This window comes from Acinetobacter pragensis (assembly GCF_001605895.1).
GTDB classification, from domain to species: Bacteria; Pseudomonadota; Gammaproteobacteria; order Pseudomonadales; family Moraxellaceae; genus Acinetobacter; species Acinetobacter pragensis.
The window spans coordinates 67133-84676 of the sequence record NZ_LUAW01000071.1 but is presented as its reverse complement, the minus strand read 5'-3'; the positions used below and the strand labels follow the sequence as shown (position 1 = coordinate 84676).

Here is a 17544-nt window from a genome sequence, read left to right as displayed (position 1 = left end):
TGATTTCTGAAACAGTTCCTTTTTCTTTTAAGCGAACCGCTTCTTCCACTGCGATTTCACAGAATGGGTTGATTGACATTTTAACGTTCGTTAAGTCAACACCACTGTTGTCCGGTTTAACACGGACTTTAACGTTGGCATCAACCACACGTTTTACAGCAACAAGAGCCTTCATGTAATCCTCGGCTGTTTTAGCAAATGTAAATATTGAGAAAAGTTATATTAACTCTTCACTTTAAATTTTTTAGGTGCCCTATCTTGCAATGTGATTGGCATTTCGGTCAAGTCACAATTATCGAAAGACCTGTAAAAATGCGTAAAATTCCTTGAACTTATCGTTCACACTTTTTCCCGATGTTTTTATTTGCCTGTTTTCACAGATTATTTAGTTATTTTTTAACCATTGATTTTTATTATATTTTTACTTGATTAGTTTCATCAAAAGTTTTGATTTAAGCGCTTAAACCTATAAGTTATGCTTCTTATTTATGCAGAAATGACTGGTCAGCATATCATAGCCTTTATGTCATTTAAGATAGATGTCCTATTTCTGCCGCATTTCCTTCAAACATTCATCTATCTGTAAAATTAAAAAACCTATCCGTCTTATTATTTACTGAAAAATTATCTGCTCAGCCTTTTTGATGCCGAAAATTTTTAACAAAAAAGCCCGCATGATTCTGCAGGCTTTATCAGCACATCATTCTTCGGCTTATATGCAGGCGTGACACGCTAATTGGCAATCAGCCATGCCGCAGCTAAGCCCAGTAGTCCGCCAGAAGTACCGTCAATCCATTTTTGTTTACGCTCATCGATATGCGTTTTTTGACTGATTTTGGCAAAGACTAAACTCAAACCGCAATACACCACAAAAATCAAACCAATAAATACACAGGACAATAGCAAGCCTTGAGTAACCGTATTGCCAGATTTATTAATGAACTGAGGTAAAATCGCAAAATAAATCAGCATCCCTTTCGGATTCAGCAGCGCTGTAAAAAACCCTTTTTTAATTGGGCTCGCAGAACTTTTATTTTCAATCAATAATTTTTTATCGCTGAAAACCGATTGAATTAAATGCACCGCCAAATAAAGCAAATATGCAATTCCGAGCCAGCGGATAGTTTCAAACAAAATTGGAAAAGAAACAATGATCGCCGCGATGCCTAACGCAACCAAAACGGAATGCACCAAATAACCGTAGCATATGCCGACAGTTGCCATCATGCCTGCTTTTGCATCTTTACCCATCACTTGAGACAGAATAAACAGCATATCTGGCCCAGGTGTAAAAATAAGCGGTGTAACCGTTAATGCAAAGAGTACCAATACAGACATTTTCTTTTCCTAGCATACTATCTGAAGGAGAAAACCAGTATCTGCGAATTGATCTAAAATAGGATTTCATTTATTCTAATTTTATTGCTATTTTTAGAATTAAATTCTAATTTATGAAAATTTCTTCAAAGTCTATTCTAGTAAAACTGGACCGTATTGATAAAAATATCATTCGCGGGCTGCAGAACAATGGCCGAATGCAAAACAATGATCTGGCCAAAGAAATTGGCTTATCGCCTTCATCCTGTTTACGGCGCGTTAAATTACTGGAAGAAGCCGGTGTGATTCAAAGCTATACCACTGTGGTTGACCCGCAAAAAATCGGCTTTCAGCTGCTGCTGTTTTCCCGAATTTGGCTGGTGGGTCAAGATGCAGAAACGATCGACACTTTTATTGAAGCCATGAAAGAGCTGCCGCAAGTCATGGAGTGCTATATTATTTTAGGTGAATGTGACGCCATGCTGAAAGTGGTTGTGCCTGACCTAGAAAGCTACCGTAAATTCCAATCTACACATTTAACCAAAAGAAATGGCATTACCAGCGTAAAAACAGATGTGCCGAGCCAGATTATTAAGCAAAGCTATCAGCTGCCCTTAGATGACTTATGATGCCGGAAATGATGAAAGCAAAGATACCTGTCATTTTAGAAACGTCACGGCTGATCTTAAGGCCGTGGCAAGCTGAAGACTTCGCGCCATTTGCGCTCATGAATGCCAATGCTCAGGTCATGCAGTATTTCCCGCAAACGCTGAACACCGCGGAAAGCGATGCACTGGCAGAAAAATTTCAGCGCTTGATTGAATTGATCGGCTGGGGATTCTGGGCGCTGGAGTTAAAGCAAACAGGGCAATTTATCGGTTTTACGGGACTGCATTTTCAGCCGGATTTATTTGAATTTTCACCCTGTACTGAAATTGGCTGGCGCTTAGTTTTCGAATTTTGGCATCAAGGCTATGCCGCCGAAGCTGCAACAGCAAGCCTGAAATTTGCTTTTAATATTTTAAAACTTGAAGAAGTTAAAGCATTTACTGCAGTACAGAATAAACCTTCTGAAACATTGATGCTGCGTTTAGGCATGCAGCATCAGGGCTATTTCAACCATCCTAAACTGGATGCCGACAGCCCGTTGCTGTGTCATACACTGTATGGCATTAAACCGGCTGATTTTCTAAAAAATCACGATGGACGTGGCTTAAATCAATCAATTCATAGTTAGCCAGTTCAAACGTTTTCCATACCTCAATAAAGTCCTGTTTGGAATCAAAAGAAACCGTAGGCGATGCGGTTGCCTGCCATTGCAAATCTGAAATCCACAAATAGGCTTGCTGTGTATCCGCATTCATGGCCTGCACTTTGCCATTGGCATTTACGCCTTGCACAGCCGCATTTTCCGGAAGCGACGGTTCAATATTGGGCAGACTGACTTCTACAAAGTGTTTGACTTGACGAAGGCCATAACCTGCAAAAATCTCTTTTTGTTCAGGACTGAGCTGATCATACTTTTCTTGAATATCCGAAATCATTTCTATTGCCTAGTTTCAATTAAATTCTTTATATACATTCAACTGGATAAAATTTATCCGAGCACGTCTTTTGCGTTCACTTTGTATTGCTGCGCTCTTTTATACGTGAAAAATTGCCTTTTTTTTATTCTACATTAGTACAAAGCGCCAATCGCTAAATTACAGTTTTCTCTAAAATCCAACTAAAATGTCATGCAGCATTTGCATTCAATAATCTATGTGCTTTATTAAAGTTTGTCTATACCAATTTCGATTTCAAAAAGCGAAATATTCATATAGTTATGCCTCTGCGCAAAAACATTATGCTTGAATAAAAACAAGATTTTCGCGTATCAATAACCGAAACATAATCATATATGACCACATAGCACCCTATGCAGAATCACTTCTTTGCCGCCCGCGGATGCGCCTGATCATACACTTGCGCCAAACGATCAAAATCGACATGGGTATAAATTTGCGTCGTGGTTAAATTACTGTGCCCCAGCATTTCCTGTACCGCCCGCAGGTCACCGCTATTGGACAGCATATGGCTGGCAAAACAATGTCGCAGCAAATGCGGGTGCAGATCGACATTCACACCTGCGCGCTGGGCTTGAAACTTCACCCGATTTTCAATTTGACGCGCACCCAGGGGGTTGCCTTTTTGCGTAATGAATACATTCGCCTCCGGTACAAAATCACCGTGCCATAATGGGTAAATCTGCAGCCAGCTCATCACCGCCTCTTTGGCTTTAGTGCCAAAAGGCACAATACGGGTCTTATTGCCCTTACCTGTAATACGCAGCAGCTGACGGTTAAAATCGACATCCTTAATTCTTAAGGACTGCACTTCCGCTAAACGCAAACCGCTGGAATAAAGCAATTCTAAAATCGCTTTATCGCGCAGCCACATCTGCTGCTGCACTTCAGTTTCAGGTTCAGGCTGATCCAGTATTTGATTGACTGTTTCAATATCCACCAGTCCCGGCAATGGGCGGGACTGACGCTTGAGCTGAAAATCATTGGCCGGGTTAAAACTCATGAATTGCCCTTGCTCCGCCCATTTCATAAATTGGCGGATGGCCGACAGCATGCGCTGCAGGCTGCTGGGACTTAGGTTTTGGTTCTCTACTTTAAAGGCTAAATATTCACGTAAATCCGAAGTTTCCACATCCGAAAGCATCAGCTTTTTATGCGCGCAAAACAGCAAAAAATCCGATACATCACGTTCATAAGCTTGCAATGTATGGACAGACTGGTTCTGAATTTTACGCTCTTTAAGCCATATTTCCAGCAATTCCGCATGATCATATTCTTGTAGCATGGCAAGCCGTTTTAACCTTTATTTAAATATCTTCTAGATCAATTGCAGCAGATAACGCTGAATCAAAGGCGCAACTTCATCCGCATCATCTTGCGCAAATAAATGCCCGCCGCCATGAATCAGCTGCAAATCTGAATCTTCAAATTGCTGATGCAGATATTGCCCTACGGCAACGGGACTGATTGCATCAGCATCACCCCACAGCAGCAAGATTTTTTGTTTTATTTGCGGCAATTGAGCTGAGTAATCCAACTGCACTGCAGTGAACCAATCAGGATGGTTCAGAAATTCTTCATTATAGGCTGTGCGCCAGTTTTCGGCGTTAAAGGCGCTTAAATCTATGCCGCCAGAAGTTGCCATGAGCACCATGCTCTTGACTGATTCGGGCTTTTTCAAAGCTGCCTGCACAGCAAAAATTCCGCCCATTGACTGTGCAATCAGTATCGACTCTGGCCCTATCTGATTCAACACATATTCAGATAGGCTTTCAAAATCTTTTACGCCTGCTTGAGCGGGTTCTGCACCAAACCCAGGATAGGCAATAACTTGGGTTGAATAATCTGCCGGCAGCAGCTGAATCAAAGGCTGCCAGAATTCAGTATTCCCCGATGCTCCCGGAAGAAAAACAAGATGCGTCATTCGGCTTCATAAAAATAAGATCAGACACACAGCATACCCTATTTACAGACATAAAAAAGCACTGCCAAAGACAGTGCTCTTTTATTTATACAATTGCTGAAAAGTCTGCAGATCTGCTTAGTTTTGGAAATAATCCAAATTCAATTGACCTTGATAAACATTAGCTGTCGGCCCAGTCATCCAAACAACATCGCCTTCTTTCCATTCAATTTGCAGCTTGCCGCCAGCCAGCTCAATTTCGACTGAATTGGATAACAGTCCGCGGCGCATGCCGGATACTGCAGCCGCGCATGCCCCTGTGCCGCAGGCCAGTGTTTCACCGGTACCGCGTTCAAAAACACGCAGGCGCGCATGCTTATCATCAATAATTTGCATAAATCCGGCATTTACCCGGGCTGGAAAACGCTCATGCGATTCGACCTGCGGGCCCAGGCGCGCGACATCCGCCTGAATAACATCGGGAACAATGGTTACAGCATGCGGATTGCCCATATTCACCACATCAATGGTCAGCTGTTCGCCATCCGGCAAGCGGATGTCATACAGATTTTCAGCTTCATCTGCAAGAAATGGAATCTCATGCGGCAAGAATTTCGGGTAGCCCATATTCACACGGACCCAGCCATTTGGCCCCAATTCAGGCTCGACAATGCCGGCTTTGGTTTGCACTTTCATTTTGGTTTTTGTGGTCAGCTTGCGTTCATAGACGAAACGCGCAAAGCAGCGCACGCCATTGCCGCATTGTTCCACTTCCGAACCGTCCGCATTGAAAATCCGGTATTTAAAATCTACATTCGGCATATCCGGCGGTTCAACAATCAGCAGTTGGTCAAAACCAATGCCAAAATGACGGTCAGCCAAGCGCTGAATGGTCAAGGTATCCAAATATGCGCGCTGGCTGATTAAATCCAGCACTAAAAAATCATTGCCCAAGCCATGCATTTTAGTAAATTCTAATAACATCTTGAATTACGCCTCCGGCAGCAAATGTTCACGTTCCCACAGCGACTCAATGGTTTCACGCTCACGGATCAAATAAGATTGCTCGCCATCTACCATCACTTCTGCGGCACGGCCGCGGCTGTTGTAATTTGAACTCATTACAAAACCGTATGCCCCTGCGCCCAGCACCGCAAGCACGTCATTTTCCTGAATTGCCAGCTGGCGCTCTTTTCCTAAGAAATCGCCCGTTTCACAAATGGCGCCGACTACATCCCACGCTTTGACTTCAGTATCCGTACGCGGCGTGACTGACTGAATGTCCATCCAAGCTTCATATAGCGCCGGACGGATCAAGTCATTCATCGCGGCATCGATAATCGCAAAGTTGCGGTGATTGGTCGGTTTCAGCAAATCCACTTTGGTCAGTAAAACGCCAGCATTGGCAGAGATGCTGCGGCCCGGCTCCATATACACTTTCATGCCCAGCTTCTCTAAAGCCGGTTTCATGGCATTGGCATATTCTTCAACTGATGGCGGTGTTTCATCTTTATAAGTCACGCCTAAACCGCCGCCAATATCAATGTGTTTCAGATTGATGCCCAGCTCTTTCAGCTTCTCAATCATCACCATCACGCGGTCTAAAGCATCCACAAAAGGCTGGGTTTCTGTCAGCTGCGAACCGATATGGCAGTCAATGCCCACCACATCCAAATTCGGCAAAGATGCCGCATATTGATAGGTTTCATACACGCTGTCTGAAGGAATACCGAACTTGTTTTCTTTTAAGCCTGTTGAAATATACGGATGCGTTTTGGCATCAACATCCGGATTCACACGCAGTGAAACCGGCGCCTGCTTACCCAGTTTTTCCGCCACTTTCTGAATTCGGCCTAACTCTGCATAAGATTCGACGTTAAAGCAGGCAATGCCCGCTTCCAGCGCTTTTTGAATATCCGCTTCAGTTTTGCCTAACCCCGAAAATACAATTTTCGATGCATCGCCGCCGGCTTTCAATACACGCGCCAGCTCACCGCCAGTCACAATATCAAAGCCTGCGCCGAGCTTGGCCAATACATTCAATACCGCAAGATTAGAGTTTGACTTTACCGCAAAGCAAATTTGATGATCGATAAAGCTGAATGCACGGTCCATATCCAAATAATGCTTGGCGAAAGTATTTTTTGAATAAACATAGAGTGGCGTGCCATATTGCTCTGCGAGCTGCTGTAATGAACATTGCTCTGCGTGCAAAACCCCATTAATGCGGGTAAAACTCATGAATGTATCCTTGCTTAAAATGACTTGATTAAAAAGTAAAGGCTTAAGGTGTAGTCGGTGACTGGTTTTCAGCAGGCACATCAGCTTGCTGATCTGGAGATTTTTCACTCTTTTCTTCAGCTTTTTGCGGCGCTTTCGCATCCGAATAAAGCAAATATTTTGCACGTTTATCGTAGTTCGTGTCATTCGGCAGCTGTAAAGCACCTGACTGACCGCAGCCTGTGAAGGTAAAACCCACAGCGCATAAACTCATGTAGCAAATGATTTGGCGCATCTGTTCACCTATCCATATTTTCGAAGAAGTATAGCGCAATCATTTGCATGACCGAAGCGCTAAACGCTAGAGATTATCGCCACTCATAAAAAAACGCCAGCGTATCGCCGGCGTTTTTCTTATTCGCTCAGCTTATTTATGTTTCGGTTTGTAGAAACCAAAGTAGCCAATAATCAGAATAACGAACCAAATTGGGCTGACCATCAGCGCTTTCATGGTATCCGCCTCTAAAGACAGCACATAAATCATGCCGATAAAGAAGATGATCACAACCCAGCAGGTAAACAAACCGCCCGGAAGCTTGAAAGTCGATTTGGCATGCAATTCAGGACGGGTTTTATAATAAACAATATAGCTCCAGATGATCATGAGCCATACGCAAATAAATAGAATCGTCGATAGCGTTGTTGCCAAAGTGAATGCTTCAACAGTATTCGGCACAAAGTACTGCAATGCTGCGCCCAGCAATAAGCAAACTGCAGAGAAATACAGCGCATTCGCCGGTACAGAATGCTTATTCAAGTGGCCAAATGCTTTAGGACCCTGTTCTTCACGCGACAAACCAAACAGCATGCGGGACGTAGAGAATACGCCGCTGTTCATTGAAGACATTACCGAAGACAGCACCACCAAGTTCATAATAATAGCCGCAGCAGCGATGCCTGCTTGACTGAATAAATTCACAAACGGAGAAACCGACGGGTCAATTCTATTCCAAGGCGTTACTGACATAACAATGACCAAAGCCAGCACATAGAAAATAATGATCCGGATTGGAATTGAGTTCACCGCTTTCGGCAAGTTCTTTTCAGGATCTTTAGTTTCTGCGGCTGTCGTACCGACCAGCTCAACCCCGACAAAAGCAAAGATGGCAATCTGAAAGCCCGCCAAGAACCCTGTGACACCTGTAGGGAACAAGCCGCCATGCGACCAAAGATGTGAAAAAGCCGCAATCTCGCCAGTGGTTGACGTGAATCCGGTAAAGATCATCCACAAGCCAACGCCTATCAGCACCACAATGGCAATAATCTTAATCAGCGCAAACCAGAATTCTAATTCACCGAACAGTTTGACCGTAACCAAGTTCAGCCCCATGATAAATACAATGGCTGCCACACTGATCATCACCCCTTCTTCTGGAGAGAACGGGTTTCCTCCATTAAAGAACTGGAGGTAATAAATAATGGCGGATAAATCTGCAATACCGATGGTGATCCAGCACAGCCAATAGGTCCAGCCGACAAAATAGCCTGCCCATGGCCCGATTAAATCTGTTGAAAAATCAATGAACGATTTATATTTAAGATTGGACAGCAGCAATTCGCCCAGCGCGCGCATGACGAAAAACACCATAAAGCCGATAATCATGTAGATCAGCAAAATAGATGGACCAGCCAAGCTGATCGTTTTACCTGACCCCATGAATAAGCCCGTTCCAATAGCGCCGCCAATAGCAATCAATTGCAGGTGGCGGTTGGACAAGCTACGTTTTAAATCGCCTTCTTCATTTGGCGTTTCTGTAACTTGGTTTGACATTAATTATTTCAACTTTAAATTCTATTTTCGACAAATTAACTGAAAAACCTCAGAAAATGAAAAAAAAATTGTCATAATCTGTTTTTTCTGATTAATTTGAAAAGTTAATTTATTTTTCTTATATAAAAAATAGATCAAAAAAACCGCTGTATGAACAGGTCTTTTTAAAGCACTGTTCTTGTAAAAATTTAAATTGTATGTAAAAAATACACAGTAATTCATAAAGATCATGCCAAGAAGAATAAGGAAAATTCACATAATGGCATGCCCCTTGCTTGGGTTTTAAACAACTCAAGCTTTTTCCTCAGGACGACATAAGAAGAATTGCCTATGCAAGATATACAAACAATGATGGAAACGATTAGCGGCTGGGTCTGGGGACCTTATATGCTCGTGCTTATTGTCGGCACAGGCGTATTCCTGACTCTGCGCTTAATGTTTTGGCAAATCCGCATGCTGCCTCTGGCTTTTAAACAAGTCTTCGGCAAGCATAAGCATGCAGACTCACACACTGGCGATATCTCGCACTTCGCTTCATTAATGACCGCGCTTTCAGCAACGATTGGAACAGGCAACATCGCAGGCGTCGCCACAGCCTGCGTACTGGGCGGCCCCGGTGCAGTATTTTGGATGTGGATGACAGCCCTCTTCGGGATGGCAACCAAATACGGCGAAGGCGTACTGGCGGTAAAATACCGGATTAAAAATGACAGCGGCCAGATGTCCGGCGGGCCGATGTACTACATCGAACGCGGCCTAAAGTGGAAATGGCTGGCGATTATTTTTGCGCTGTTCGGCACACTGGCATCATTCGGTATCGGCAGCTCAGTGCAGTCCAATACAGTTGCTTTGGCTGTAGAAAACAGCATGGGCATCCAAACATGGATTACCGGCATTGTCATCACTGTTCTTTCTGCCTTGGTGATTTTGGGCGGCATTAAGTCTATTTCCAAAGCGTCGACTGTTATTGTTCCTTTTATGGCAGTCGGTTATGTGATTGGCGGCCTGACCATCATTCTGAACCATTTGGAATTGGTTATACCTGCGCTTGAATTGATTTTCCGTGATGCCTTTACAGGTGAAGCCGTTGCTGGCGGCGCGATTGGCGCAGTCATCCGTTACGGTGTCGCGCGCGGTGTCTTTTCCAATGAAGCCGGTATGGGTTCCGCGCCGATTGCCGCCGCTGCCGCTAAAACGGATCATCCTGCGCGTCAGGGCTTAGTCTCAATGACCGGCACTTTTATTGACACCATCATTGTCTGTTCAATTACGGGTATTGTCCTTGTCATGGGCTTTATTTTAGCTGGCAATTCCTTTGGCGGAGAGACCGGCGCCGTGTTAACCACACGGGTGTTTGATCAGCTGCTGCCGGGCGTTGGCGGCTGGGTCGTAACCTTAGGCATTATTTTCTTTGCCTACTCCACCATTTTAGGCTGGTGCTATTACGGCGAAAAATGCTGCACTTACTTACTGGGCGAAAAATACGTGATGCTTTACCGCATTATCTATATTGCTTCGGTATTTATCGGCTGTGTGGCAAGCCTCGATTTGGTTTGGCTGTTTGCAGATACGTTCAACGGCCTAATGGCTGTACCGAACCTAATTGCGCTGCTGCTTTTATCCAGTGTGATTGTGAAAGAGTCCAAAGACTTTGTTGAAAAACGCAAATCTGGCGAACTGTATTAATTATTAATTGCTTCACTGCAAAAAAGCTGCCCAAGGGCAGCTTTTTTATGGCCGGCATTCTATTCATTTCAAATCGACTGTATGCTGTAACGCAATTTAGAACCTCTTTAACAGTATTCAAAAAATTTCATATGGCAAAAGCAAAAAGTATTTATCGATGTGAACAATGCGGTGCTGACCATCCAAAATGGTCAGGCCAATGCGCCGACTGCGGTGAATGGAATTGCCTCACTGAAGTGAGTATTGCCCCTGCTGTCAGCCACCGCGCACAGCCTAAAATGGGCAGCGGGGGCTATGCGGGGCAAGCGGCATCCATCACGACATTGAATCAGGTATCTGTCTCACGCGAGTCGCGCTTGGCAACAGGCATTGGAGAATTTGACCGTGTATTGGGCGGCGGACTGGTAACCGGTTCAGTGGTTCTAATTGGCGGTGACCCCGGCATTGGCAAATCAACCATTTTATTGCAAACCGCAACACACATGGCTGCCGCCAACAGTTCTGCCCTGTATGTCACTGGCGAAGAATCGCTGTCCCAAGTCGCCCTGCGGGCACAGCGCTTGGACTTGCCGACTGACCGGCTTAAAGTCATGGCTGAAACCTGCGTAGAACGCATTTGCGAAGTTTTGGCGCATGAACGCCCTGCTGTGGCCATTTTAGATTCAATTCAAACCCTCTATACAGAAACCTTGCAGTCTGCGCCAGGCGGCGTTTCACAAATCCGTGAATCTGCGGCCTTATTGACCCGATTTGCCAAAAACAGCGGCACATCGTTATTTCTGGTCGGCCATGTCACCAAAGAAGGCGCGCTGGCGGGGCCGCGTGTACTGGAACATATGGTCGATTGCGTGCTGTATTTTGAAGGCCAGTCGGACTCCCGTTTCCGAATGATCCGCGCCGTAAAAAACCGCTTTGGCGCAGTCAATGAATTGGGGGTCTTTGGCATGACCGACAAAGGGCTTCGGGAAGTATCCAATCCGTCAGCCATTTTTCTCAGCCGCTATGATGAAGCGATTCCAGGTTCCATTGTAGTAATCAGCCGCGAAGGCACCCGCCCGCTTCTGGTTGAGGTTCAGGCGCTGGTTGATGACTCTCAGGGCCAGCCTAGACGTGTAGCATTGGGGCTTGATCAGAACCGCCTGAATATGCTGCTGGCGGTGATGCACCGTCATGGCGGCGTGCAAACCTCAGGACAGGACGTTTATGTCAATATTGTCGGCGGTTTGAAAATAACAGAAACAGGTTCGGACTTAGCTGTGCTGCTGGCCTGCGCTTCAAGCATTCGAGGCAAAGCGCTGCCGCAGCAATTGGCTGTGTTTGGCGAAGTCGGCCTGTCAGGGGAAATACGTCCTGTGCCGAATGGTCAGGAACGCTTGAAAGAAGCAGTCAAACATGGGTTTAAACATATTATTCTGCCGCGCGGCAATGCCCCGCAAAGCCCTATTTCTGGGGTAAATATTATTTCAGTTGCGCGCCTGCATGAAGCCTTGACCGAAGCCATGAACCTGAGTGAAGAACTGACTTAATCGCTATTTCATGTTTTGAATCGTTTTTTTAATAAAAAAAACGATTTTTGTATTGAAATTCAGATGGAATGCCTGCATAAATACAGGGCAATATTTTTATTTCTAGATAGGAAAATTTAATGGAAGTTCGACAGCGTGGTTTGATTGCGGGTGTTTTGACCGCTGCTTTATTGGTTGCGCCTTTCGCTGCTGAAGCAAAACGTGCAGGTGGCGGTAAAAGCCACGGTATGAGCCGTCAAGCTGCTCCAGCTCAGTCTTACCAACAGCCTCGTCAAGCTGCTCCAGTTCAACAGCCAGCAACTGCAGGCGCGCCAGCTAAGTCTGGTTCAAATGTAGGCGGTATGGTTGCTGCCGGTGTAGCGGGCGCTGCAATTGGTGCAGTTGCTGCTAATGCCATGGCAGACGATAAAAATACTCAAGCGGCTTCTGAAGCGCAAACTGCGCAGGAAGAAAAAGGCGGTATTCCAAGCTGGATCTGGATTTTACTTGCTGCCGCTGCTGCCTTCTTTATTTTCCGTAAGATGGGCGCAAAAAAAAAACTAGCGAATAACCCGTATGCGCCAAACAACGGCGCATCGAACACAAGTTCAGTAAATAGCGGACCTTTTGGTCAGCAAAATGCAGCGCCTCGTTCAGCTGCTGGCGACAACACCAATATTTTTGGTCAATCTGTCAACGGTTCGGCTGCTCAGGCGCCCGCAGGAAACGCTCCATTTGCAGGCGGCGCATTTACCAGCTCTGGCAGCCAATTGCCAGACGGTACTGAACCCGCAGCTTTTTTACGTGTTGCGCGTCAACGCTTTAACCACATTCAGTCTGTAAACTCTGCAAGCAATGTTGCGGAAATTCAACGCTACTTAACGCCAGATCTTTATCAGTCCATGTATAACGACATTATGGCCAATCAAGATCAGGACGTTGCTGAGTTCTCTAATTTGAATGCAATGGTTGCCGACTCTGCTACAGAAAACGGTCAATATATTGTAAGCGTCCGCTTTACAGGTACTGTCAGTGAAGATCTGAACAGCCTTCCTCAGCCATTTGCTGAAGTTTGGCACTTTGTGAAACCTGCCGGCTCTAGCGAAGACTGGAGAGTGGCTGGCATTCAGCAAGAAAGCTAATAGTGAAATCAAAAATAGCAGCTTCGGCTGCTATTTTTTGCTTATTTTTTCATCATTAATGTGTTTACATTAAGGCCCAGCCTGTATTATTTCATCAACCTTGCCTGCACATTACTCAATCATCGCGCTCATCAGCAGTTTCATCAGCTCACTTTGCGAGGTGCAATGGGTCTTCACATAAATCTGCTTTAAATAAGTGCGTACTGTACTCAATGTTAAATTAGCCTGTTCTGAAATTTCATTAAGATCCAGCCCATTGGCAAATAAGCGGCAAATTTGGATTTCACTGGGCGTCAGCTGATACAGCTGTTTTAAATAGCCTGCTTCCAATTCACGCTTCTGATTCAGCTGCTTAAAAAATACAGCAATCACTTTTGGCATCTGATGATCTGCACGCTGCAGGTCCGATGAATCCATTGCCGATATTTGCAGTGTTAAAATATCCCGCTCGGCTTGACTGTATAAAATCAGATGCTGCTCATTTTTCTCTGCATCTTGCAAAGCAGACGTCAGCATATTATTCAGCTTTCCCTGTACATCCGCACTGGTCTTTAACAGCTGATTGTGACTGACGCCCAGCAGCTCAGTTTGCGCCAAAAGCCGCTGCGCAAAAGCATTTTGATAAAAAACCTGCAGGTTTTCGCTCAGCAAAATAACACCTGTTTTAAAGCGGTCAAAAATTTGATAAAGCTGGGCATAATGCGCCGCCTCTTTAGGCTGGTACACGGTCAGCATAACCAGCGGCCGGGTTCCAAAAACTAATTTTTCCTGATCCGTTGCCAGCAAACTGAGAAAAAGATAAACCGGCTCGCCCCGATCATTGCTCATCTGTATGCAGCGTTCATGAAAAAGCTGATCTGATAAGCTGCGGCGCAATAAAAATTCAATATGATAGAAATGTTCAGACAGCTGTCTTGCATAAGGTTCAATGAGTTGCGTGAGTTTGCTTTCATCCTGAATAGAAATAAACCTTTCCTGCGCCAGCACGCCCTGCATTGCCTCATTACTGTGAACCGCCTGCCCTGACAAGTTCAGCAGCATGATGGGCTGCGGCAATTTATCAATCAGCGCATAGCCTGCAATCGACTGTGCAGAAAACTCATACATGTGGCGCTGAATGGAAACCATCCGTTTTAAATGCACAGTTAACTGATCTAAAAACTTCAGCTCGTTGGCATTGAGCGGCTTGCGCGCCGCGGAAGTGCTAATGCTCCAAAAGACGCACAATTTGTCATCGCGGATCAATTCATGCGAAGCCACATATCTCAGTCCTATAGGCAATAAAATATGCTGATACAAATCAGAGGACTGCACAAAATCTTCCGATACGTGCGAATGGCACTGATACCAGCCTTGACGCTCAGGATTTAAGAAAACAGGCCAGCGCGGATCTGCAGATGCAGGAAAATGCAGATAGTCCAATTCTGCCTGCGCATAAAACTCTTGCGTTAAGGCGCCCACCCCATGACTATAAGATAAGACATTGTATGTAAAATCAATTGCTTGAATATGCACATACGATACATCTAAAATTTTAATCAGCGTTTTGGCAAATTGCTCCCAGGCTTCTGGGTCAGAAGGAATTTGGTAGATCAAATCGATCAATTCATGAGGATCCATAAATATGCTGTTCATTATTCTTCTACCTTATGAACATTATTATTTATCTCACAGACTAGCGGTTCATTCATTTTTTTAAAAGAATAAAATCTACCATTTTCAGCACTTTATTTAAAAAAATATTAATTTTTCTGTGAATAGGCATTCACCACGTTTCATTCAAAACTTTTTTATTTTTAAAGAATAATCGTGTGTTTGTATTTTTAGTGTTTTAAATCTAAATGTTAATTGTTATCATTTTCATTATTGAATTTATATTTTTGACTTTAGAACTACACATAATGAACAGCTCCTCTCTAGATGCCGCGGCAATTAAGCCAAATACTTCGGCGCCCAGCAAGCATAAGGAAAAAGCCTCCTTAACTGCTTACCGCTTTATGATTTTTTACCGCTTTGCCTTAGCCTTAGTTGGAGGTTACCTACTGGCAAGTTTAAGCGCTGTGCTGATTGCGCAGTATTTCATTGACTACCGCGCCAGTGCCGCCATGAGCGCTACCCTGATTGCTTTTTTACTGTATGCGGCAGTGTTTATTTGGGTTTTCATGGTCAACAAAACACTCAAAGCCAGCTTAGGCGTAGTTGTTCCTTGCCTGATTCTATTTATCCTCATCAAAATTTCAGGAACTTAAGATGCGTCCAGATGCAAAAGCGGAAGGACCGCGTCAATCCATGTCTTGGCTGCATACTTGGTCCAGCTTAGTCTTAGGCTGGCTGCTGTATGCCATTTTTCTGACAGGCACACTCAGTTTCTTTCAAAATGAAATTACCGTGTGGATGAAGCCAGAACTGCACCAGTCTGTCCCGCAGGCTGCCCAGACTCAGCAAACGCAGGTTGCGCTGAATTATTTACAGCAAAACCACCCTCATGCAGGGAGCTGGAATATTCAGCTACCGAATTCGCGGCAGAATTTCACGCAAATTACCGTACGTGAACAGGGTGAAAACCCACGTGCTCGCCGTGGCGGTAAACAAATTTATATTGATAGTGCTACAGGTCAAGTTTTAGAACCCCGTGAAACCCGAGGCGGAAGTTTCTTATACCGCTTCCATTTCGAATTGTATGGTATGCCGCGCATGTGGACCCGCTGGTTTGTCGGCATCGCAACACTGATTATGTTGGTTGCGATCATCAGCGGCGTGATTACACATAAAAAAATCTTTAAAGATTTCTTCACTTTCCGTTCAGGCAAAGGTCAGCGCTCTTGGCTCGATGCACATAACGCCACAGCTGTTTTAGCACTGCCTTTCCACATTATGATTACGTTCAGTGGTTTATTGCTCCTGCTGTTCACTATTATGCCTTGGGGCATTGAGCAAATTTATGAAAACCGCGGGGCGTTTCTGCAAGAACAGAATCGCGCTATGGTGCAAGGTCAAAACAGCAGTCCCAATCAGAACAATCAAGAGCGGCGCCAAGCAAGCGCGCAAAATCAAGAACATTCATCCGGAACCAAAGATAACCCGAACAATCGTGCAGAACGCGGTGAAGGTAAACGCCGCCATCAGCCTGAAGTTTTGCCTGCGCCTTTGGCTGATTTAACCCCTATGCTGCTCAAAGCGCAGCAGGAATGGAAAGACAACCCCATCGGAACGGTCAGCGTCATTGCGCCAAATACCAGCCAGGCTCAAGTTGAGCTCCGCGCTTTGCATGGTGAAAGTGTGGCCCACCGCAATATTTATCAAAGCCTGCAATTTGACGGTGTTACCGGCAAGGACATGAGCAATGAAAATGAACGCCTGCAAAATCCATCCATTCCTATGGGTATCTACAATGTAGTCACCACTTTGCATGAGGCGCGCGGCGTTGATATTGCGCTGCGCTGGCTGCTGTTCCTTTCCGGCATTGTCGGAACAATGATGATCGCAACCGGCCTGATTCTATGGTGCGTAAAACGTGCGCCGCAGCAGCAAAAGCAAGGCTATAAATCCTTCGGCTACCGCACGGTTGAAGTGCTGAATATTGCGGCCATTATCGGCCTGCCTATTGCCTGCGCCGCTTATTTTTATGCCAACCGCTTTATTCCCGCACAGCTCGAAAATCGTTTGGAATGGGAAATCCGCAGCTTTTTCATCGTCTGGCTGATCACACTGATTTATGCCATGTTCCGCACACACCGTCAGGCATGGCTGGAACTTTTGGCTTTTGCCGCGGCAGCATTTGCGCTGCTGCCCGTCATTAATTTTATGACCGGCGGTCAAGCCCTCTGGAACAGCATAGCGCATGGACAAGGGATGATTGCCAGTTTTGATTTAGCAATGTGGCTGATGGCCATCCTGTTCAGCTATTCTTTCTATAAAGTGAAAAAGCATAAGGGTTTGCCCGTGAAAAAAACCAAAGCGCCAAAAGCTGCGGTACAGGAGAGTGAAACATGATGTTCTTTCTCATCATCTGGTCACTCAGCAGTTTGGGCTTTTTTGCACTGGCCTGCGCTATGTCTAAACATCAAAAGCAAATTTTCGGACACGAACTGGATACCGCTAAAGCACGGTTCGCGATGGCCATTGGCTGGGTGCTGCTCATTAGTGCCCTATTGATTTGCACGCTGTCCGGATCAATCAGCAATATGATCAGCTATTGGCTAGGCGCGCTCACTTTCGCTGCGTTGTTTATTGGCCTCTGTTTAAGCTATCTGGAGCAACGACTGAAAATTGCCGCAGCCATGACAGCGTGTATTGGCGCAGCCGCTGCCCTATTTTATCTAATTTAATTATTATCTTCTTAAAAGCTGATCTTCGGATTGGCTTTTTTATGCCA

Annotated in this window: 17 protein-coding genes and 1 pseudogene; 8 read left to right on the top strand and 10 right to left on the bottom strand. The window is 45.0% G+C overall.

All coding sequences use genetic code 11. The features are described 5' to 3' along the window. Both AZH43_RS17665 and AZH43_RS17660 read right to left on the bottom strand, forming a co-directional pair. A pseudogene (locus tag AZH43_RS17665) lies at positions 1-175 on the bottom strand (electron transfer flavoprotein subunit beta/FixA family protein); the annotation flags it as partial. A 557-nt stretch (positions 176-732) separates the two neighbouring features. Next, entirely contained in the window at positions 733-1338 is a 606-nt protein-coding gene (locus AZH43_RS17660) for a LysE family translocator (protein ID WP_067672687.1), read from the bottom strand. A gap of 113 nt (positions 1339-1451) precedes the next feature. On the opposite strand from AZH43_RS17660, the gene AZH43_RS17655 reads away from it, so the two are divergent. Continuing rightward, positions 1452-1946 (top strand): Lrp/AsnC family transcriptional regulator, encoded by a 495-nt coding sequence (locus AZH43_RS17655; protein ID WP_067672684.1) that lies wholly within the window; start codon positions 1452-1454, stop codon positions 1944-1946. 8 nt (positions 1947-1954) lie between these two features. After that, positions 1955-2554 (top strand): GNAT family N-acetyltransferase, encoded by a 600-nt coding sequence (locus AZH43_RS17650; RefSeq protein ID WP_406564635.1) that lies wholly within the window; start codon positions 1955-1957, stop codon positions 2552-2554. Here AZH43_RS17650 and AZH43_RS17645 read toward each other — a convergent pair. The 7 genes from AZH43_RS17645 to AZH43_RS17615 form a co-directional block, all read right to left on the bottom strand. After that, on the bottom strand, positions 2490-2861 hold the full coding sequence (locus tag AZH43_RS17645; RefSeq protein ID WP_067672681.1) for a hypothetical protein: 372 nt from the start codon (positions 2859-2861) through the stop codon (positions 2490-2492). The two genes, AZH43_RS17650 and AZH43_RS17645, sit on opposite strands and share 65 nt — an antisense overlap. Before the next feature lie 382 nt (positions 2862-3243). Next, entirely contained in the window at positions 3244-4167 is a 924-nt protein-coding gene (xerA, locus tag AZH43_RS17640) for a site-specific tyrosine recombinase/integron integrase (protein ID WP_067672678.1), read from the bottom strand. Between the two features lie 33 nt (positions 4168-4200). Continuing rightward, on the bottom strand, positions 4201-4806 hold the full coding sequence (locus AZH43_RS17635) for an alpha/beta fold hydrolase (RefSeq protein WP_067672675.1): 606 nt from the start codon (positions 4804-4806) through the stop codon (positions 4201-4203). A gap of 117 nt (positions 4807-4923) precedes the next feature. Next, positions 4924-5769, bottom strand: a complete 846-nt coding sequence (gene dapF / locus AZH43_RS17630) for a diaminopimelate epimerase (RefSeq protein WP_067672672.1) — start codon at positions 5767-5769, stop codon at positions 4924-4926. A 6-nt stretch (positions 5770-5775) separates the two neighbouring features. Then, entirely contained in the window at positions 5776-7026 is a 1251-nt protein-coding gene (gene lysA / locus AZH43_RS17625) for a diaminopimelate decarboxylase (RefSeq protein ID WP_067672669.1), read from the bottom strand. Between the two features lie 43 nt (positions 7027-7069). Next, the gene (lptM, locus tag AZH43_RS17620) at positions 7070-7300 is read right to left on the bottom strand and encodes an LPS translocon maturation chaperone LptM (RefSeq protein WP_067672666.1); all 231 of its coding nucleotides are present in this window, start codon (positions 7298-7300) and stop codon (positions 7070-7072) included. Between the two features lie 132 nt (positions 7301-7432). Next, a complete protein-coding gene (locus tag AZH43_RS17615; RefSeq protein ID WP_067672663.1) occupies positions 7433-8836 on the bottom strand; it encodes an amino acid permease in 1404 nt (467 codons plus the stop codon). A gap of 330 nt (positions 8837-9166) precedes the next feature. Here AZH43_RS17615 and AZH43_RS17605 point away from each other — a divergent pair, with 330 nt between their 5' ends. The 3 genes from AZH43_RS17605 (at position 9167) to AZH43_RS17595 (ending at position 13169) form a co-directional block, all read left to right on the top strand. Further along, entirely contained in the window at positions 9167-10522 is a 1356-nt protein-coding gene (locus tag AZH43_RS17605; RefSeq protein ID WP_067672657.1) for an alanine/glycine:cation symporter family protein, read from the top strand. Between the two features lie 131 nt (positions 10523-10653). Then, complete coding sequence (gene radA, locus AZH43_RS17600) at positions 10654-12048, top strand: DNA repair protein RadA (RefSeq protein ID WP_067672714.1); 1395 nt, start codon at positions 10654-10656, stop codon at positions 12046-12048. A 119-nt stretch (positions 12049-12167) separates the two neighbouring features. Then, a complete protein-coding gene (locus AZH43_RS17595; protein ID WP_067672654.1) occupies positions 12168-13169 on the top strand; it encodes a Tim44 domain-containing protein in 1002 nt (333 codons plus the stop codon). Positions 13170-13280: 111 nt separating this feature from the next. Here AZH43_RS17595 and AZH43_RS17590 read toward each other — a convergent pair whose 3' ends face one another. Then, entirely contained in the window at positions 13281-14804 is a 1524-nt protein-coding gene (locus tag AZH43_RS17590) for a helix-turn-helix transcriptional regulator (protein ID WP_081406858.1), read from the bottom strand. A gap of 266 nt (positions 14805-15070) precedes the next feature. Here AZH43_RS17590 and AZH43_RS17585 point away from each other — a divergent pair, with 266 nt between their 5' ends. The 3 genes from AZH43_RS17585 to AZH43_RS17575 are packed head-to-tail and all read left to right on the top strand — an operon-like array spanning position 15071 to position 17497. Beyond that, positions 15071-15418, top strand: coding sequence for a hypothetical protein (locus tag AZH43_RS17585; protein ID WP_067672711.1), 348 nt, complete (start codon positions 15071-15073; stop codon positions 15416-15418). Between the two features lies 1 nt (position 15419). Continuing rightward, positions 15420-17162: a PepSY-associated TM helix domain-containing protein gene (locus AZH43_RS17580; RefSeq protein ID WP_067672648.1), complete on the top strand. Its 1743-nt coding sequence runs from the start codon at positions 15420-15422 to the stop codon at positions 17160-17162. Next, positions 17159-17497 carry a DUF3325 domain-containing protein gene (locus tag AZH43_RS17575; protein ID WP_067672645.1) on the top strand — a complete coding sequence of 113 codons (339 nt, stop codon included), beginning with the start codon at positions 17159-17161 and terminating at the stop codon, positions 17495-17497. Before AZH43_RS17580 ends, AZH43_RS17575 begins: the two co-directional genes overlap by 4 nt. The last annotated feature ends 47 nt before the right edge of the window (positions 17498-17544 follow it).

Coding starts and splice junctions, on each gene's coding strand:
- dapF (WP_067672672.1), bottom strand. CDS start 5,769: ATGTTATTAGAATTTACTAAAATGCATGGCTTGGGCAATGATTTTTTA.
- AZH43_RS17595 (WP_067672654.1), top strand. CDS start 12,168: ATGGAAGTTCGACAGCGTGGTTTGATTGCGGGTGTTTTGACCGCTGCT.
- AZH43_RS17575 (WP_067672645.1), top strand. CDS start 17,159: ATGATGTTCTTTCTCATCATCTGGTCACTCAGCAGTTTGGGCTTTTTT.
- AZH43_RS17590 (WP_081406858.1), bottom strand. CDS start 14,804: ATGAACAGCATATTTATGGATCCTCATGAATTGATCGATTTGATCTAC.
- lptM (WP_067672666.1), bottom strand. CDS start 7,300: ATGCGCCAAATCATTTGCTACATGAGTTTATGCGCTGTGGGTTTTACC.
- AZH43_RS17635 (WP_067672675.1), bottom strand. CDS start 4,806: ATGACGCATCTTGTTTTTCTTCCGGGAGCATCGGGGAATACTGAATTC.
- AZH43_RS17580 (WP_067672648.1), top strand. CDS start 15,420: ATGCGTCCAGATGCAAAAGCGGAAGGACCGCGTCAATCCATGTCTTGG.
- AZH43_RS17605 (WP_067672657.1), top strand. CDS start 9,167: ATGCAAGATATACAAACAATGATGGAAACGATTAGCGGCTGGGTCTGG.
- AZH43_RS17650 (WP_406564635.1), top strand. CDS start 1,955: ATGATGAAAGCAAAGATACCTGTCATTTTAGAAACGTCACGGCTGATC.
- AZH43_RS17645 (WP_067672681.1), bottom strand. CDS start 2,861: ATGATTTCGGATATTCAAGAAAAGTATGATCAGCTCAGTCCTGAACAA.
- AZH43_RS17615 (WP_067672663.1), bottom strand. CDS start 8,836: ATGTCAAACCAAGTTACAGAAACGCCAAATGAAGAAGGCGATTTAAAA.
- AZH43_RS17655 (WP_067672684.1), top strand. CDS start 1,452: ATGAAAATTTCTTCAAAGTCTATTCTAGTAAAACTGGACCGTATTGAT.
- AZH43_RS17660 (WP_067672687.1), bottom strand. CDS start 1,338: ATGTCTGTATTGGTACTCTTTGCATTAACGGTTACACCGCTTATTTTT.
- xerA (WP_067672678.1), bottom strand. CDS start 4,167: ATGCTACAAGAATATGATCATGCGGAATTGCTGGAAATATGGCTTAAA.
- AZH43_RS17585 (WP_067672711.1), top strand. CDS start 15,071: ATGAACAGCTCCTCTCTAGATGCCGCGGCAATTAAGCCAAATACTTCG.
- radA (WP_067672714.1), top strand. CDS start 10,654: ATGGCAAAAGCAAAAAGTATTTATCGATGTGAACAATGCGGTGCTGAC.
- lysA (WP_067672669.1), bottom strand. CDS start 7,026: ATGAGTTTTACCCGCATTAATGGGGTTTTGCACGCAGAGCAATGTTCA.